Here is a 15,832-nt window from a genome sequence, read left to right as displayed (position 1 = left end):
CCAGGGAGATCGGTCCATGTCCACCTCTGTCCTGCGCCTTACGCTGGCCAAGCCCGCCGCCCGCATCGCCCTGGTCCTGGTCCTGGTCATCGTCGCCCTTGCAACGCTTGGACCCTATTTCAGCCCATACGCCTTTGATGAAATCGTCGGCGCTCCGTTCGCGCCCATAACGCACGAGCATTGGCTCGGAACCGATTTCCTCGGCCGCGACACTTTCAGCCGTTTCCTCTACGGCGGCAGGACGGTGCTCGTTGTCGCACTGTGCGCGACCGTCGCGGCCTATATAGTGGCCGTGCCGTTGGGCATCTATTCCGGGCTGCGGCGGGGGCCTCTCGATGTCCTGCTGATCGCAATCTCCGATGTCATCTATGCCTTGCCGCCGGCCATCTTCCTCTTGGTGCTTCTCGCCTCGACCGGGCCGAGCCTCCCAACCGTCATAGTCGGCATCGTGATCCTGCATTCTCCCCGCATCTTCCGCATCGTGCGTTTGATTACGATGGATATCTCCAAGAACGAATATGTGGAGGCTGCCTTCGCCCGCGGAGAAAGTTGGACGGCGATTTGTTTTCTCGACATCCTTCCCAACGTGCTGACGCCGGTTCTCGCCGACTTCGGTGTGCGGCTTTGCGGATCGATCATTCTTTACGCCTCCCTCAGCTATCTGGGTCTGGGCCTGCCGCCGCCGGCCGCCGACTGGGGCCTGATGATCAGCGAAAACCGGATCGGCATCACCATCTCGCCATGGATCGCCATCGCGCCGGCGCTTGCGATTGCCGTCTTCTCCGTTGCCGTAAACGTTCTGACCGACAGCTTTGCGCGCTCGGTCGGTCGCTCGAAAGAGATTTGAAATGGCCGAAGCAATTCCGCTCGTCGTGCAATCGCTTTTCATGCACGATCTTAACGGCCGCGAGATCGTCAGCGACGTATCCATTGCCGTCAAGCGCGGCGAGGTTCTGGCCATCATCGGCGAGTCGGGATCTGGAAAGACCTCTGTCGCGCTTAGCTTGCTTGGCTTTGCGCGACCGGGAATGCGCATTTCGTCGGGCAAGATCATGATTGGCGGCACCGACATCCTCTCGCTTTCAGGGCGCGAGAGGCGTGCCTTTCAAGGCGGTAAGGTCTCGCTGGTTCCACAGAATCCGACCACCAGCTTCAGTCCGCGAATGTCCATCGGCAAGCAGATGGCCGAGCTTCTCACCGCGCATGGCCATTCGGGGCCTGGCGTGAAGCCGTTGCTGGCCGAAGCTCTGCGCAACGTCGACCTCCCCGATGATGAACGGTTTTTGAAGCGCTATCCCTTCGAGTTGAGCGGCGGACAACTTCAACGCATCGCCATTGCCATGGCCTTTATGACGTCACCGCAAGTGATCGTGATGGATGAGCCAACGACGGGCCTTGACGTCTCTACCCAGCAGACGATCCTTGAACTGATTGCCAGGCTGGTGAAGTCCAGCAACGCCAGCGTGGTGTATGTAACTCACGACCTTGCGGTCGTGAACGTCGTGGCCGATCGGGTGGCCGTCATGCTGTCCGGCAGGATTGTTGAGCAAGGTGGCCGCAAGCAGGTTTTCGCGGAGCCGCGCGACGACTATACGCGCATGCTGCTCGACGCCATACCGCGACTGGTGACCGATAGCCCGGGTCCTGCGGCGGATGACACGACCGTCAACTCCCTTGCATTCCGGAACGTCCTCGAGGTGAAGAACCTGCGCGCGTCGCATGGCCACGTCGAAGTTGTCCACGGCATCTCATTCTCGGTCGGCAAAGGCGAATGCGTGGGGCTGGTCGGCGGCAGCGGCAGCGGCAAGACCACGACAGGCCGCTGCGTGACGGGTTTGCATGGCAATGCCACGGGCAGCTTGTTGTTTGAAGGCCATTCGATACCCTTCGCCGTGTCGAGCCGCTCCAAAGCTGATCTGAGTGCCATGCAGATCGTGTTTCAGAACCCTGACCGCTCACTCAACCCCAAGGAATCGATTGCTCAAAGCATTGCCCGCGCCGTTCGCCTGACCGGGATGACAGACAAGACGAGGGTTGGTGCGGAGGTCCGGTCGCTGCTCGACCGCGTTCGACTGCCGCAAAGAGTAATCGACCTCTATCCCGCCGACCTGTCGGGAGGCGAGCGTCAGCGCGTCGCGGTGGCTCGTGCGCTGGCGTTGAAACCGAAGCTCCTGGTTTGTGATGAGATTACGTCGGCTCTCGACGTGTCTGTTCAGGCAGCGGTCGTCGAGCTTCTGCTCGACCTGAAGAAGGACGGCCTTGCGATGTTGTTCATCACGCACAACCTGCCGCTGGTCTCGGAAATTGCACAGTCCATCATAATCATGAAGGACGGGAACATCGTGGAGGCCGGGCGAACGAACGAAGTGCTCCATTCGCCGCAGGATCGCTATACAAGGATGTTGTTGGACGCCGCGCCTCGCCTTAATTGACGGCAAGCGCTTCTTGGAGCACCAAGAGGGCGATTGTCATGGAGATTCGCCGGAGCGATCTTGCCCACCGACCTTTCCACCGATGAGCAGAAAAGTGCCCGTTTCGACGCCGTCGATCGGGCGGTTGCCGTTCTGCGCGTTCTCGAACGGGCGGACCAGCCGATGTCGCTGTCGATGATTGCGCGCGAGGTCGGGCTGGGCCAGCCAACCACGTCGCGCTATGTCTCCAGTCTTGTCGGTCATGGCCTTATCGCCAAGGTAAATGGCAACCGCTATGTCCTGGGCATCGGGCTCTACATTCTGGGGCAGAAATCCCTCCATCGAAGGGATGTACGAACCGTAGCCCGTCCCTATCTCGAAACGTTGCACGAGCAGTTCAACGAGACGGTCAGCTTCGCTCTTTGGCTGCGCGATGAACTCATTGTCGTGGACTGTATCGAGGCTATGCAAACCTTGCGTCAGGGGGCATCCGTCGGCGTGACGAATCCATGGCACGCCAGCTCCTTGGGAAAGTCTATCCTCGCCTGGCTGGATGCGCATGAAGTCAACAGGCTCATCAAGGCATCGGGGTTGCCCCGCTACACCCAGAATACCCTGGTCACCCAGGACCAGCTGCGTGGCGAATTTCCGCTCATTCGGGAGCGGGGCTATGCGGTCGACAACGAAGAGTCGGCGATAGGTGGTCGCTGTATCGGGGCGCCTGTTTACGACGAAACCGGACGTCCGCTCGGCGCGATCAGCATCAGCGGGCCGATCGCGCGCGTCACCGACGAGAATCTCCCCTCGACAGGCAGGCGCATTGCCGAAATCGCCGATCAGATATCGCGCGCCATGGGGTATGAGGGGAAGATGTCCGCCTGACCCCCGGAGCGAGTGATAGGCGGCATCACCGTGCCTGTCGGTCACTTCGACAGCCGCGCGCGGCTACGGCCGAATTGCGATTGTTCGGCGCTTTGTCGCAGCCGTGGCCACCGCCTCGGCGGCCCGCAGGGCCGCGACATTATCCGAGCCTCGCGCCAGCCAGGACATTTTTCGCTCCCCGGCGCTGACAAAATCCTCGACGGTCGCGACATGGGAGTCTCCGTCGCGAACCGGAACGAGCTCATTCTTGGCGCCATGGCGTCGCATGAGCGTACCCGAAGCCTTCCCGTTCAGCGTGCCATGGGCGATCAGTGTGCCGCGATCGCCGGCGACCACCACCGTGCTTTCCATGTCCATGATCGCGAAACTCTCGAACGTTTGGAATATGCTGCCATCGTCGAGCTTGAAAGCATAGGAAATCTGGTTAGGACCATTGCCTTCATTCGCACCGAGGGCGGAAACTTCCTGAGGCTCCGCGCCCGTGAGGAATCTAGCCAGGTCGATGTCGTCGACGGACATGTCGAGATAGATGTCGCTGTCGCTTTCGAGATCGTCCATCCTGCGCTTGGCTGTCGGCTTGTATGGTCCCTCGCGTGTTATAAGGGTCGATTGAACCTTGCCGATTTCGCCGTCGACGATCAGCCTGCGCATGGTCTGGTGGATCGCCGAAGCCCGGAACGGGTGATGTACGGCAAGCACGATCCCGGCCGTATCGCACATTCGCACCAAAGCGGCCGCCGTCTTGCTGTTTTCAGAGATGGGACCGTCGCAAAGGACGTTCTTCCTGGCCTGCGCCGCGGCAGCGATATAGTGCCCTCGGCGCCCTATCCGCGCGCTGACATAGATGAACTCGACGTCAGGGTCGCCGAGTGCATTCGACAAGTTGGTTGTCCACTGTGGGATATCCAGGTCCTGGGCGAAATGCGCGGCGTCCAGTTTGCGCCGACTGACCACCCACAGGGGAGTATGCCCTTGCGCCCTGATGCCGGCGACCATCTGCTCCGAGGCGATGGTGCCGGTGCCCATAACCGACCACCCCGTCTTGCCGTGAGTTGCCATGCCGGGCGCTCCTTATTCGGTCCAAGTATGGGCGAATTCGCGTCGCGGAGCCAACTTCGCATCTGATTGAGTTCTGCATTAATGTGGCGTACACAGAGCGTCTAGTCGCGTCACCGGGAAGGCCGCCAGATTGAACCACCTCGCAGGGGATAATGCCGCGCTGGCGGCGAATTTGAGAACCCTCTGCGACCGTCACGGGTCTGTGGCTGCCGTTTGTCGCAAATTAAACGTCAACCGGCAACAATTTAACAAATATTTGTCCGGCGCCCACGTACCGTCGAGCGCCAACCTGCGCACGATCGCGAACTTCTTCGGGCTGAGCGTCCCGATCCTTTTCTCCAACCCGGAGGAATTTCGGACGCTGATCGACGGCAATTTTTTTCATGCAATGTCGACTGCCCGGCATTTGCCTGAGTTTGTGAATTTCCTCTCCAACATTGTTTTTGACAGCACCGTTCAGGATTCCGAGATCCTGGGTGTTTATGACCGGTATCAGTTTTCTTCGATCTACAAAGGCTTCATCCTGAAATCGGCATTCTGCTTGTACAGATCGGATAAGTTTCTGCAGCATTACTATATTGAACGGTTTCCGAGCTTCGACAAGCCGGGAAAAACCGAATATGTCTTTAAGTACTATGGTTTTAGTTTTCCGGTGGCGGACAGGCTATTCACAGCCGATTTCGAAGGCATTCAGAGCAATGAGCTCACCTTCGGCGTCTACGCCCAGGTGAAACGAAACGCCAAGCGCTTCATGTTCGGCATTGCTAGCGGCATCGCGGCCAATGCCTTTCGCCAACCCTACTCAACGAAGGTCGCTTTGCACTACAAAGGACCAGGCCTGCTCCAGCGCCGTCACCTCAAGGAGCTTACAGTGATCGACAGGGGCGACCCGAGCATCCCCAGGGAAGTGCTGCAGTACCTCGGTGACGGGTCCGACATGATCCAGATGTAGTCTCGGAGCCTTCACGGCACGAGGCTGTAGTCCAACGCTACCGCGAAGCCGGCCTATGCCGTGCCGACAAGCTCATTCAACGCCAACCGATGCAGCGCAGGCGTTGCTGAGGCCAGGACCGGCCCTCCCTCTTCGGCGCGGCCACCGTCGATACGGGTGACGACACCGCCTGCCTTTTCAATAATCGGTATCAGGGCTACGATGTCGTAGGGCTGCAGGGACGGCTCAAGCGATAGATCGATCCGACCCGCGGCCAGCATTGCAAAAGCGTAGCATTCCCCGCCATACCGGGTCATCTTCACCGCGCTGTTCAGCCGTTCGAATCCAGCCTTCAGATCGCCATGAAAATGTTCGGGCGAGTTGGTGTGGAGAATGGCGTCGGAGAGATTGTCGATGTTGCGCGTCTTGAGTGCTTTTCGCTCGCCGGCGCGCTGGCGCCATGCGCCCGTTGCGTCGGCCCAAAACCGTTCGCCGATATAGGGCTGGCTGAGCATCCCCATCTCGGCGTGGCCGCGATTGGTTAGACCGATGAGCGTCCCCCAGACCGGAATGCCGCAGATGAAAGGTCGCGTTCCGTCAACGGGATCGAGGACCCATCGCCAGTCGCTGCCGCCGCCCGTCTCGCCGAATTCCTCGCCGAGTACCGCGTGGTCCGGGAACTCTTTCACTATGGCGGCACGCAACGCGATTTCGGCCTCGCGATCTGCCTCGGTCACCGGATCGAACCTGTATCCAGCCTTCACCTTTGTCTCTACGGCGAGGTCGACCAGATAGCGGGGCAGGGTCTCGGCGTCCGCCAAATCAGCCAGATGGTGCAGGAAGGACGAGTCCGGGAGCTTTGACATGGGTTCCATCTCCAACTAGTCGAATGCGGCTGCCGCCTTGGGTCAAACGCTGGATCGAGTTTCAATTTTGAGGTGCGCCCTCTTGTCTGTCTAGAACAAGCACCGGGCAATTTCATCCAGCGCAGGTTTGCGCGACCGGTCGGTCCTCAGGCCGCCTGCAAGGACAGAGCAGAATCCCCAGCCAGCAGACGCACCGCGCTCGCCGCACGGGCAACGACACCTCGTTCGAGTTTGCCGGCGCGGACACTGGCGATGATAGTGTTTGCCACCTCATCGACCTGGGGCCCGCCCGCCAACAGAAGAAGGTCGACGCCGGCTTTGAGCGACGCCATCGCGGCTTCCGGAACCGTGCGGCCGCGCAACGTTCCAGGCAGATCGAGATCGTCCGAAACAATCAGGCCACGGAACCTGTGGGCACCGCGAAGCATCGCGACCACCTTTGCGGAAGTCGACGAAGGCTCGGTCGGATCGATTGCATCGACCGGTATGGGCCCGGTCATGATGGCGCGCACACCCGCCGCAATGGCCGCGTCGAAGCATTTCAGATTGGGTTTGAGCTCGTCCAGCGAGGCAGTGACCGACACAGTCGCGCTGTCGTGCGGGTCTTCAGGCACATGGGGATGGCCGGGAAAGTGCTTTGCTGTTGCCGCCACCCCCTGGCTCTGTACGCCTCAATGAATGCCGACGCGGCGCGACTGACTATGTCGCTATCCACGGAAAAGGTGCGGTCAAGCAGCCAGGGATTGCTTCCGGTTACCAGGTCTACGACGGGGGCCAGGAAGAAGTTGATGCCGCAGGATTTGGCGGCGCGAGCGGCCTCAACACCAAAGTGCTCGATCTCGGTCTCCTTCATCTCCAGAACTTCGCGCGGATGAGGAAGTTGGGGTCCGAGGGTGTGGAGGCGGTGTACCCCTCCCAGTTCGTAATCGATTGCGATCAGCACGTCGCCGGCAAGCGCCCGCGCGCGATCGTGGTAATCCAGGAGAAGCTGCTGCGTTTCCGATTGCTGCCTAACTGGCGACATGCGACGTGCCACATATTCCTCGCGCGTCGATCCGAGAAGGGAAGCGACGCCGCCGGCATTGAAGAAAGACGTCGACGCTTTGGTGAACTCGACCTTGTCATAGGCGGGCAGGAGTACTGCGTAAGCGTCGCGGGATAGGTCATCCATTTTGTTCAGTCCTGATTTGTCTTGGCTCTGAAAGCGAAGTGGTTCGATGCAAAGACCGTGCAGCCCGGGAGGAATGAGGCGGAGATGGGTGTGGCATTTGCGGTCAGCGTGCCGGCCAGGGTCCAATCATTGACGTTTGTCTGCTTTACGAACTTGGGAATGGAACCCAGGATTTCGACGCTGAAGACGTGACGCTGATCTCGGAAAGCAGAACGCCCCTTAGCCCTTCGTAGATATCGGGAACCGGCACCTGCAGCGCCCCTCGCCAGTTTCGGCCTGCCTCAAGCGCCGTCGCATAGTCGCTGTACAAGACAGCGAGCGCTTCGAGGTAGCCTTCGGGAGAGCCGGCCGGCAGGCTGGTCGCCAGTTTCGCGTCGGCCGACAGGTCGCCGTTTCCGCGACGATAGGTGAGGTCGCATTGGCCAAGACGGAAGACGCTAAGCGTTTCCGGCGCCTCCTGCCGCCATTCCATGGTGGCCTTGGAGCCGACGATCTTGAAGCGCAGGCCGTTGCGATGGCCAGGAGCGGCAAAGGAGGACCACAAGACGCCGTTGGCGTTGCCCTCGAATTCCAGCTGGATCAAGTCAGTGTCGTCCAACCCAAAGGAATCGACGGTTCGCATCAGGTTGGCGCTGAGTGCTGTGCATCGGAGCCCGGACACAAACTCGAGGATATTGAAAGCGTGCGTGCCGATATCCCCCAGCGCGCCCGTCGGTCCCGCCTTTGCCGGGTCGCCGCGCCATATCCCGCCCTTGCCCAGTTTCGAGGGGTCGTTGACCAGCCATTCGAGCAGATACTCAACGTGCATGAAGCGAACCTGCCCGATCTCGCCCGCGCGAATACGAGCGCGCGCGTCTCGGACCATGGGATAGCCTGTATAGGTGTATGTCACGGCAAAGAACGTGTCATTGGCCGCCGCTATCCGCTGAAGCTCGCGCGCCTGCTCCGACGAGTGGACCAGCGGCTTCTCGCAAATGACGGGGATACCCGCTTCGAGAAACGCCTTGCACGGTTCGAAATGCAGATGATTGGGCGTGACGATGATCGCGACTTCGATCGCATCGTCGCGTGCTGCCTCCGAGGCCGCCATGTCATGGAAGCTGAGGTAGTTGCGGCCCGCAGCCACCCCAAGCGCCTCGCCCGCTTCAACGCATGTCTGCGGGTCGGACGAGAAAGCGCCAGCTACAAGTTCGAAACGATTGGTAAGCCGCATGGCAGTTCGATGGCGGCTTGCGAAGAATGAACCACGACCGCCTCCGACCATTCCGGTGCGAAGACGACGTTTGCGGGGGATGTCATTCGTTAGAAGGCTCATAGGTACCCATTGCGCATTTCGGCCACTGTCTGGACCGGTCGGAGACGGATGTTGTACTCTTCCAATTCGACAGCGGCGGCGCCGAGGAAAAGTCCCAGGGTACCCTTCCACTCGCTAGATCAAGCGACAAGTTCGCACGGTTCCAATCTGTGACGCACAGTGACGCGATGCGCCTAGATCGCTGTCCATCGTGCATCGAGTCCAGACTCCCATTTGAGCGCCGCTCAGCCGCGATGGTATCCGCGCCCCGTAAGCGGTCGGACAGCACGGGTTGGTATGGTGGATACGATGTTCCGCGACCCGTTCCCCCTTTTCCCGCGTCGGAGATGGACGTCCAAATGCGTCAGGAATGATGACTGTGCGAAATTGCGTCGGTGAGCGGCAGGTAGTGAGACTTGTCGACCACATGATCGATGAGCAGCGCCCTTGGCTCGACAGGCAGCGCCGGTTCATGATGACATTGTGGCTTGGGACGGTAGGGAGTTATATCCTCTAGCGATGAAGACGAAATTGGAAGCTGCCCATGATCTGCCTGGGAGGTCTGGATGATGCTTTCGGAAGAGCGTCAGGCGATCATACGCGATAGATTGGCCGAGCAAGGCAAGGTCCTGGCCAATGCGCTAGCGCTTGAGTTCCGCGTGTCGGAAGACACCGTACGCCGCGATCTTCGCGACCTTGCCAAAGCCGGGATTTGCCGCAGGGTCTACGGCGGAGCGCTCGCCAAGGCATCGGCGGCCGGCACCGGAGGCGAGCGGTTGAAAATTTCCGCCACCGATCTCGCGGTGCTGACTGCTGCCGCAACTAGGCTCGTGCGACCGGGCGCAGTGATCCTGATGGATCAAGCAGCCCTAAACGTCGCCTGCGCTGGCGCTTTGCCCCGTGACATGACCTTGACGGTTGTGACGAACGCTCCGTCTGTCGCGACGGCATTGGCAGGGCATCGTCAAGCGCGCGTGGTTCTGTTGGGCGGCCTATACGACCAGGACAGAGGATGCTCTTTCGGACCCGTCTGCCTCTCGCAGTTGGAGCAGTTCCATGCCGATCTCTTCATTGCCGCCGATTGTGCCATAGATGCTTCCGTCGGCTTGACCGCGTTCGACCTTGCCGAGGCTGAAATCAAACGCGTCATGTGCAGGCGAAGTGCCGCTCGGGTGGTTTTTGCTACCGTCGACAGGATGTCGAGGGTTGCGCCCTTTCAGGTTTCGGGACCTGGAGAGATCGACCATTTGGTGGTTGGGCGCCAGCTAACTGCGGAGACCCTCGAATTGTTTAGCAAGCAGGGCACGGTGATCCACCGCGCATAGGGCGGTCCACATCGAAGCCTCCACGATTAAGGACCTCCGACAAGATCCTGCATGAGAGTTTTGAGATCGCGTGCGACCTCATAGCTGTTCATCTGATGCTGCTTGTTGCAGAACAGCTCGCAGCTCCACCAGCCATCGTAGCCGGTGGACTTCACGGCAGTCACCCACTCTCTGAGATCTAGGGCGCCTTTGCCTGTTTCCACGTCGCGCAGTACGGGCTCGTTGGGGACTCCACCCGCAAACGGGAGAGAGTCGCAGATGTGCACGCCGTAAATCAGATCCTTGTCCAATCGCGAGATTTGTTCGGGACCGTCGCCTGAGGTGTAACAGTGCCAGAAGTCGACGACGAGACGTATGTTGTCGCGCGCTGCTTTCCTGATGGTGCGAAGCTGCCTGTCGAGGGTGTTGAGCGGCGTCCAGGACAGCGCTTCGTGGTAGATGACCAGATTGCGCTGGGCGGCAATGTCGGCGACCGCGGCCAATCCAGACGCCGTAATGTCGATCTGCTCCTCTATCGGCAGGCCAACAACGCCTCGGTAGAGATCAGGTCGCCGCGTAACGCTGGTGGGATCCAGCGCCTCGAGACTGATTGGACCCGTAATGACCTGAATGCCCCTTGCTCCAACCGCCGCGGCAAGGTCAGTCAACGCTTCCGCGTCTTTTAGCAGGTCCTTTCGGGCGTCGCCGTAGCGTTCCACGTCGAGAAGAAAACCAATGCCTGGAATGAAGGTGTCACCGACAAGGCGCCGCAACTCCTGGGGACTGAAACCAGCGTCCAGGAAAGCGCGAATCTTGGCACCGGATGCTTCCAGCCCGTCGAAACCGATCTGGTGCGCGATATCGAGATCAAGTGCTAGCGTGCCGTATCGCGCGACAAGGGCATGCAGGACAATCTGGTTGCGCTTCGACATGGGTTCGACCGTCGTAAGTGGTTGACATTGCCAGCAAGCAAGCCATACGCCCTGTTGAGACGGAATTGCGCGGCGGTGCGAATTCTTGCGCGATATGCAGCACATATCGCGTTACCTCGCGTCGAAAATCGCCAGGAATCGTGACGCATGTTGCGCTTGGCTGGAGCCTGTATCGGCACATATCGCCCACCGGCCTCTGGAAGTGGTTAACCCCTACTGTCGCAACTCTTCTCTGATAGCGCGTCACATTGCTTCGAATAAACCTACCCTGCGAACTTGTCGCAGGGCCATGCTTGGCTGCTTACTAAGAGCATGGACGAGGAGCATATCTCGCAACCGCCTCGTCAGCCAAAAACATAAGAGGGTCGAACAATGAAACTGACCGGTGGGCAGATCGTCGCAAGAGCGCTCAAGGAATATGGCGTCGAATATGTGGCTGGCGTACCTGGACACGGCATCTGGGCCTTGTTCGATGCTTTTCTAGAAGACGGCTCGCAGTTACCCTTTATCCAGGTCATGCATGAACAGAGCGCCGTTCACATGGCGGACGGCTATTTCCGCGCCAGCGGCAAGCCCATGGCATGTTCGACGTCGGTAGGACCCGGCGCTACCAATACGATCATTGGTCTTGCGACAGCCTACTGCGACTCAACGTCATTGTTCTATGTCTCGGGCTCGCCACAGACCTACATGCATGGCCACGGCACCATGCAGGAGATCGAGCGCCAGCAGGACAACGCCTTTGCGCGCATCACCGAGCAGGTGACCAAACGCGCCTGGCAGGCGCAATCTGTCGAGGTTCTGCCGAGCATCATGCATCGCGCCTTCAACGAGATGCTCACCGGCCGTCCGGGCCCCGTGCATGTCGAGGTACCGATGGACGTGCAGGTCGAGGCGGCGGACGTTACCATTCATCCGCTGGACAAGCGCCTGCCGATCGGTGTGGCTTACCCGGATCCGAGCGCGATCGAGGCGGCGGTAAAGCTTCTGTTGACTGCCGAACGGCCGGTCATCGTCGCCGGTGGCGGCGCCATCACGGCCAACGCTTCGAATGAATTGACGCGTTTGGCCGAGCAGCTCGGCGCGGCGGTTTCAATCACCTGGAACGGCAAGGGCGCCATCTCGGAAGATCATGAGCTCTTCATCGGCGCGGTCGGCCAGACCGGCACGACCTGCGGCAACAAGATCACCGCGTCCGCGGACGTCGTGATCTCCGTCGGTTGCCGCTTCACAGATTGGTCGGCTTCTTCCTACGCCAAGGGCGTTTCGTTCTCGATCCCCCCGGGCAAGCTGATCCACATCGATCTTGACCCGCGCGAGATTGGCAAAACCTATCCGACCGAGGTGGGCATCGTTTCCGACGCAAAGGTGGCGTTGGAGGCAATCCTGGCGTTGATCTCGGAGGCTGATGCAAAGAAGGCCTTGGCGAAACGCGAGAAGTTCCTGGCCGACGTCCAGAAAGCGAAGGCTGACTGGATCGCTCTAGTGTCGCCGCGCGAAAACAGCCGCGAAACGCCCTTCACGTCGCAGCGCCCCCTGGTCGCTTTGCGCAAGGTACTCGACCGCAATGGCATCGTGGTTGTCGGTTCGGGCAACACCCAGGGTTCGGTGAAGCAAAGCTTCCCGGTCTACGAGCCGCGCACTCATCTGACCTCCGGCTCCTATTCGCCGATGGGCTGGGCGGTGCCGGCGGCGTTGGGCGCCAAGCTCGCATGCCCGGATCGTCAGGTCGTGGCGATCGTTGGCGACGGCGACTTCATGATGTCGCTGCCCGAAATGGGCACTGCCGTGATGAACGGCATCAACGTGGTGTTCCTGGTGTTGAACAACTCGGGCTACATGTCGATCCGCGGTGGCCAGCGCAAGTTCATGGGTCGCCACATCGCATCCGAATTTACCCATCACTCCGGCAATGGCCAGCCTTACTCGGCCGATATCGTGGCTTCCGCCCGCGCATTCGGGCTTGAGGCCTGGAAAGTCGAGAAGGATGAAGATCTCGAAAGCAGCCTGAAGGCAGCTTTGGATTGCGGCGGGCCGGCTCTCGTCGAAGTCATCGTCTCGCGCGACGCGGCGGGCCCGTTCGCGACCGGCTGGTGGGATTTTCCGTCGCCGGCCTACTACGAAAAAGAACAGGCCGGATACGCCGAGATGCGCGCCCGCGAGCAGCACCTCTAGCAGGACCGACGTGAGGGCGGGCCGTCCCCGCCCTCAAACTTCGCCACCCATCTCGTTGAGGATGCGGCGCCCACGCGCTCGCGAACGAAGAGCTATTGCCATGATACGCACCGTCAAATCCGCCCGAGGCAGTACCGCAGACGATGGTCAGCCGGCAGTTACCACGACGGTTCAGGCCTTGCTGGCCCAGGTGGAGAAGGGCGGCGACAAGGCGGTGCGCGAATTGTCCGTCCGCTTCGACAAGTTCGACAGGGATGACTATCGCCTGACCAAGGCCGAGATCGACGGATGCATCAACGCGTTGACCAAGCGCGAACGCGAGGATCTCGATTTCGCGCAGGATCAGGTGCGCAGGTTCGCCGAAGCCCAGCGCGCGACCCTTCTTGATCTGGAGATCGAAACGCTGCCTGGGGTCGTTTTGGGCCACAAGAACGTACCGATCCAGAATGTCGGATGCTATGTCCCGGGCGGTAAATATCCGCTGCTTGCGTCCGCCCACATGACCGTCTTGACCGCCCGAGTGGCTGGCTGCGAGCGCGTCATCACTTGCGCCCCGCCGTTTCAGGGCAAGATCGCCGAAAAGATTGTCGCCGCCCAGGCGCTCGCCGGTGCCGACGAAATTTACTGCCTCGGTGGCGTCCAGGCGATTGCCGCCATGGCCTACGGCACGGAGACGATCGCTCCCGTCGATATGCTCGCCGGCCCGGGCAATGCCTACGTCGCGGAAGCCAAACGGCTGCTGTTCGGCAAGGTCGGCATCGACCTCTTCGCCGGTCCGACCGAGACGCTCGTGATTGCCGACGACAGTGTCGACGGCGAGATCGTGGCCACCGATCTGCTTGGCCAGGCGGAGCATGGCGTCAACTCGCCTGCTTTGCTGATCACCAACTCGGAGAAACTTGCCCGCGACACGCTCGATGAAATCGAGCGTCTGCTGAAAATCCTGCCGACCGCGGCTGTCGCGGCCAAAGCCTGGGAGGATTTCGGCGAGATCATCCTGTGCGATACGATCGACGAGATGGTGGCCGAGGCCGATCGCATCGCCTCGGAGCATGTCCAGGTCATGACACGTGATCCGGACTACTTCCTTGAGAAGATGAAGAACTACGGCGCTCTGTTTCTGGGTGCCCGCACGAATGTGTCGTTTGGCGATAAGGTCATCGGCACCAACCATACGCTGCCCACCAACAAGGCCGCGCGCTACACCGGCGGACTCTGGGTCGGCAAGTTCCTCAAGACCTGCACCTATCAGCGCATCCTGACCGACGAGGCCTCGGCCCTGATCGGTGAGTACGGCTCGCGTCTGTGCCTGATGGAAGGGTTCGCGGGGCATGCCGAACAAGCCAACATCCGGGTCCGCCGCTACGGCAGAAAGAACGTCGGCTACGCCATGCCGGCTGATCCAAGCTGACTCCAACCCGCCCGATAACAGCGAAAATGCGACCGGGCATTTCAAACCTCAACAGGGGAATAACGATGACCAAACTCAAGAGAATGCTGCTCGCCGCCGCGCTGGGAATGCCCATTGCGGGTCAGGCAATGGCACAGACCAGAATCGAAGGCCTGCATGTCTGGACGTCGGCCAGCGAGGTCGGGGCCCTGAAGGTGATTACCGACAAGCTCAAGACCATGGGCTTCGAATGGCAGGATAGCGCGGTCGGCGGCGCCAACGGTGCCAACGCCCAGCAGGCACTGCGCACTCGTGTCGCCGCCGGCAATCCGCCTGCGGTGATGCAGTTCCTCGGCTTCGAAGGACTGGGCTGGGCCAAGGAAGGCGTGCTGCGTTCGCTGAATGCCCTGTATGCCAAGAACAACTGGAAAGCCGCCCTTCCGCCGGTGATGCTGCAATTCCTGCAGCAGGATGACACCTTCTTCTCGACCCCAATCAACATGCATCGCCAGAACTGGGTTTGGGCGAACAAGGCCGTCTTCGACAAGGCCGGAATCGCCATTCCCACAACCTGGGACGAGCTTATTGCCAGTGCCGAAAAGCTGAAGGCGATTGGCGTTACGCCGATCGCAATGAGCGACGAGAGCTGGCAGATCGAAGAGCTGTTCGAGTCCATGCTCATCGACGTGAACGGCCCGGATTTCTACAAGAAAGCCGCTATCGATCTCGATGAAACGGCGCTGTCCAGCCCGGAGATGATCAAGACGTTTGAACTGCTGGGCAAGGTGCGTGGATTGCATGACGCCGGCTTCACCGGCCGTGACTGGGCGGCTGCGACCAATCTGGTCGCCAACGGCCAGGCAGGCATGCAGATCATGGGCGACTGGGCGAAGGGCGAATTCCTTGCCAAGGGGATGAAGCCGGGTGTCGATTTCCTCTGCTTCCCGACACCGACCGCAACGCCGAACTACAAGTTCGTGTTCGATACTTTCGGCGGCTTCAAGATCAAAAATGCCGATATCGAAAAAGGGCAGGACGCGGTCGCCGAAGCGATCATGGACCCCGAGGTTCAGAAGAAGTTCAATCTGATCAAGGGCTCGATCCCGGCTCGTCTCGATGTGGCGATGGACGATTTTGACGACTGCGCCAAGCGCAGCTTTTCGGACCGCGTCGCTGCCATAAAGAACAACGCCATCTACGGATCGCTCACCGACGGCTTTGCCGTCGAGCCCCGGTTCTCCGGCGTGTTCCAGGACGTCGTCGGAAAGTTTTTCGTCACCGATATGAGCGCGGAAGACGCGGTCAAATCCCTGGTCGACGGGATCAACAACGCACGCTGAGGCGTGCGTTCGCTGCCGGGGCAATGCCTCCCATGAGGTCCCGGCAGCGCTTCCTCGCAGCTCCATTGACCCAACCT

Annotated in this window: 12 protein-coding genes and 1 pseudogene; 8 read left to right on the top strand and 5 right to left on the bottom strand. The window is 60.3% G+C overall.

Annotation, left to right across the window (positions count from 1 at the left end; all coding sequences use genetic code 11):
• The first annotated feature begins 16 nt into the window (after positions 1–16).
• The 3 genes from EN808_RS27125 to EN808_RS27115 are packed head-to-tail and all read left to right on the top strand — an operon-like array spanning position 17 to position 3,293.
• Complete coding sequence (locus EN808_RS27125; protein WP_127870952.1) at positions 17–847, top strand: ABC transporter permease; 831 nt, start codon at positions 17–19, stop codon at positions 845–847.
• Position 848: 1 nt separating this feature from the next.
• Positions 849–2,432 carry an ABC transporter ATP-binding protein gene (locus EN808_RS27120; protein WP_245525134.1) on the top strand — a complete coding sequence of 528 codons (1,584 nt, stop codon included), beginning with the start codon at positions 849–851 and terminating at the stop codon, positions 2,430–2,432.
• A 60-nt stretch (positions 2,433–2,492) separates the two neighbouring features.
• Entirely contained in the window at positions 2,493–3,293 is an 801-nt protein-coding gene (locus tag EN808_RS27115) for an IclR family transcriptional regulator (protein WP_245525133.1), read from the top strand.
• A 63-nt stretch (positions 3,294–3,356) separates the two neighbouring features.
• Here EN808_RS27115 and EN808_RS27110 read toward each other — a convergent pair whose 3' ends face one another.
• The gene (locus EN808_RS27110) at positions 3,357–4,352 is read right to left on the bottom strand and encodes a Gfo/Idh/MocA family oxidoreductase (protein WP_135917245.1); all 996 of its coding nucleotides are present in this window, start codon (positions 4,350–4,352) and stop codon (positions 3,357–3,359) included.
• A 130-nt stretch (positions 4,353–4,482) separates the two neighbouring features.
• Here EN808_RS27110 and EN808_RS27105 point away from each other — a divergent pair, with 130 nt between their 5' ends.
• Positions 4,483–5,304 carry a helix-turn-helix transcriptional regulator gene (locus tag EN808_RS27105; protein WP_127870954.1) on the top strand — a complete coding sequence of 274 codons (822 nt, stop codon included), beginning with the start codon at positions 4,483–4,485 and terminating at the stop codon, positions 5,302–5,304.
• Between the two features lie 53 nt (positions 5,305–5,357).
• Here EN808_RS27105 and hisN read toward each other — a convergent pair whose 3' ends face one another.
• From hisN to EN808_RS27085, 3 genes and pseudogenes are all read right to left on the bottom strand, one after another.
• On the bottom strand, positions 5,358–6,158 hold the full coding sequence (gene hisN, locus EN808_RS27100) for a histidinol-phosphatase (protein WP_245520800.1): 801 nt from the start codon (positions 6,156–6,158) through the stop codon (positions 5,358–5,360).
• Between the two features lie 137 nt (positions 6,159–6,295).
• Positions 6,296–7,173: pseudogene (locus EN808_RS37185) on the bottom strand (glycoside hydrolase family 3 N-terminal domain-containing protein).
• Between the two features lie 292 nt (positions 7,174–7,465).
• Positions 7,466–8,584: a Gfo/Idh/MocA family oxidoreductase gene (locus EN808_RS27085; protein WP_281041826.1), complete on the bottom strand. Its 1,119-nt coding sequence runs from the start codon at positions 8,582–8,584 to the stop codon at positions 7,466–7,468.
• A gap of 596 nt (positions 8,585–9,180) precedes the next feature.
• Here EN808_RS27085 and EN808_RS27080 point away from each other — a divergent pair.
• Positions 9,181–9,939, top strand: coding sequence for a DeoR/GlpR family DNA-binding transcription regulator (locus tag EN808_RS27080; RefSeq protein WP_135917242.1), 759 nt, complete (start codon positions 9,181–9,183; stop codon positions 9,937–9,939).
• Positions 9,940–9,965: 26 nt separating this feature from the next.
• Here EN808_RS27080 and EN808_RS27075 read toward each other — a convergent pair whose 3' ends face one another.
• Positions 9,966–10,850: a sugar phosphate isomerase/epimerase family protein gene (locus EN808_RS27075; protein ID WP_135917241.1), complete on the bottom strand. Its 885-nt coding sequence runs from the start codon at positions 10,848–10,850 to the stop codon at positions 9,966–9,968.
• Positions 10,851–11,222: 372 nt separating this feature from the next.
• Here EN808_RS27075 and EN808_RS27070 point away from each other — a divergent pair, with 372 nt between their 5' ends.
• From EN808_RS27070 to EN808_RS27060, 3 genes are all read left to right on the top strand, one after another.
• The gene (locus tag EN808_RS27070; protein WP_135917240.1) at positions 11,223–13,025 is read left to right on the top strand and encodes a thiamine pyrophosphate-binding protein; all 1,803 of its coding nucleotides are present in this window, start codon (positions 11,223–11,225) and stop codon (positions 13,023–13,025) included.
• Between the two features lie 100 nt (positions 13,026–13,125).
• Positions 13,126–14,436 (top strand): histidinol dehydrogenase, encoded by a 1,311-nt coding sequence (hisD, locus tag EN808_RS27065; protein ID WP_135917239.1) that lies wholly within the window; start codon positions 13,126–13,128, stop codon positions 14,434–14,436.
• Positions 14,437–14,501: 65 nt separating this feature from the next.
• Complete coding sequence (locus EN808_RS27060) at positions 14,502–15,755, top strand: ABC transporter substrate-binding protein (RefSeq protein ID WP_189524173.1); 1,254 nt, start codon at positions 14,502–14,504, stop codon at positions 15,753–15,755.
• Positions 15,756–15,832 lie beyond the last annotated feature (77 nt).

This window comes from Mesorhizobium sp. M8A.F.Ca.ET.165.01.1.1 (assembly GCF_004792065.1).
Classification (GTDB): domain Bacteria; phylum Pseudomonadota; class Alphaproteobacteria; order Rhizobiales; family Rhizobiaceae; genus Mesorhizobium.
This window is presented reverse-complemented; position numbering and strand designations above follow the sequence as displayed.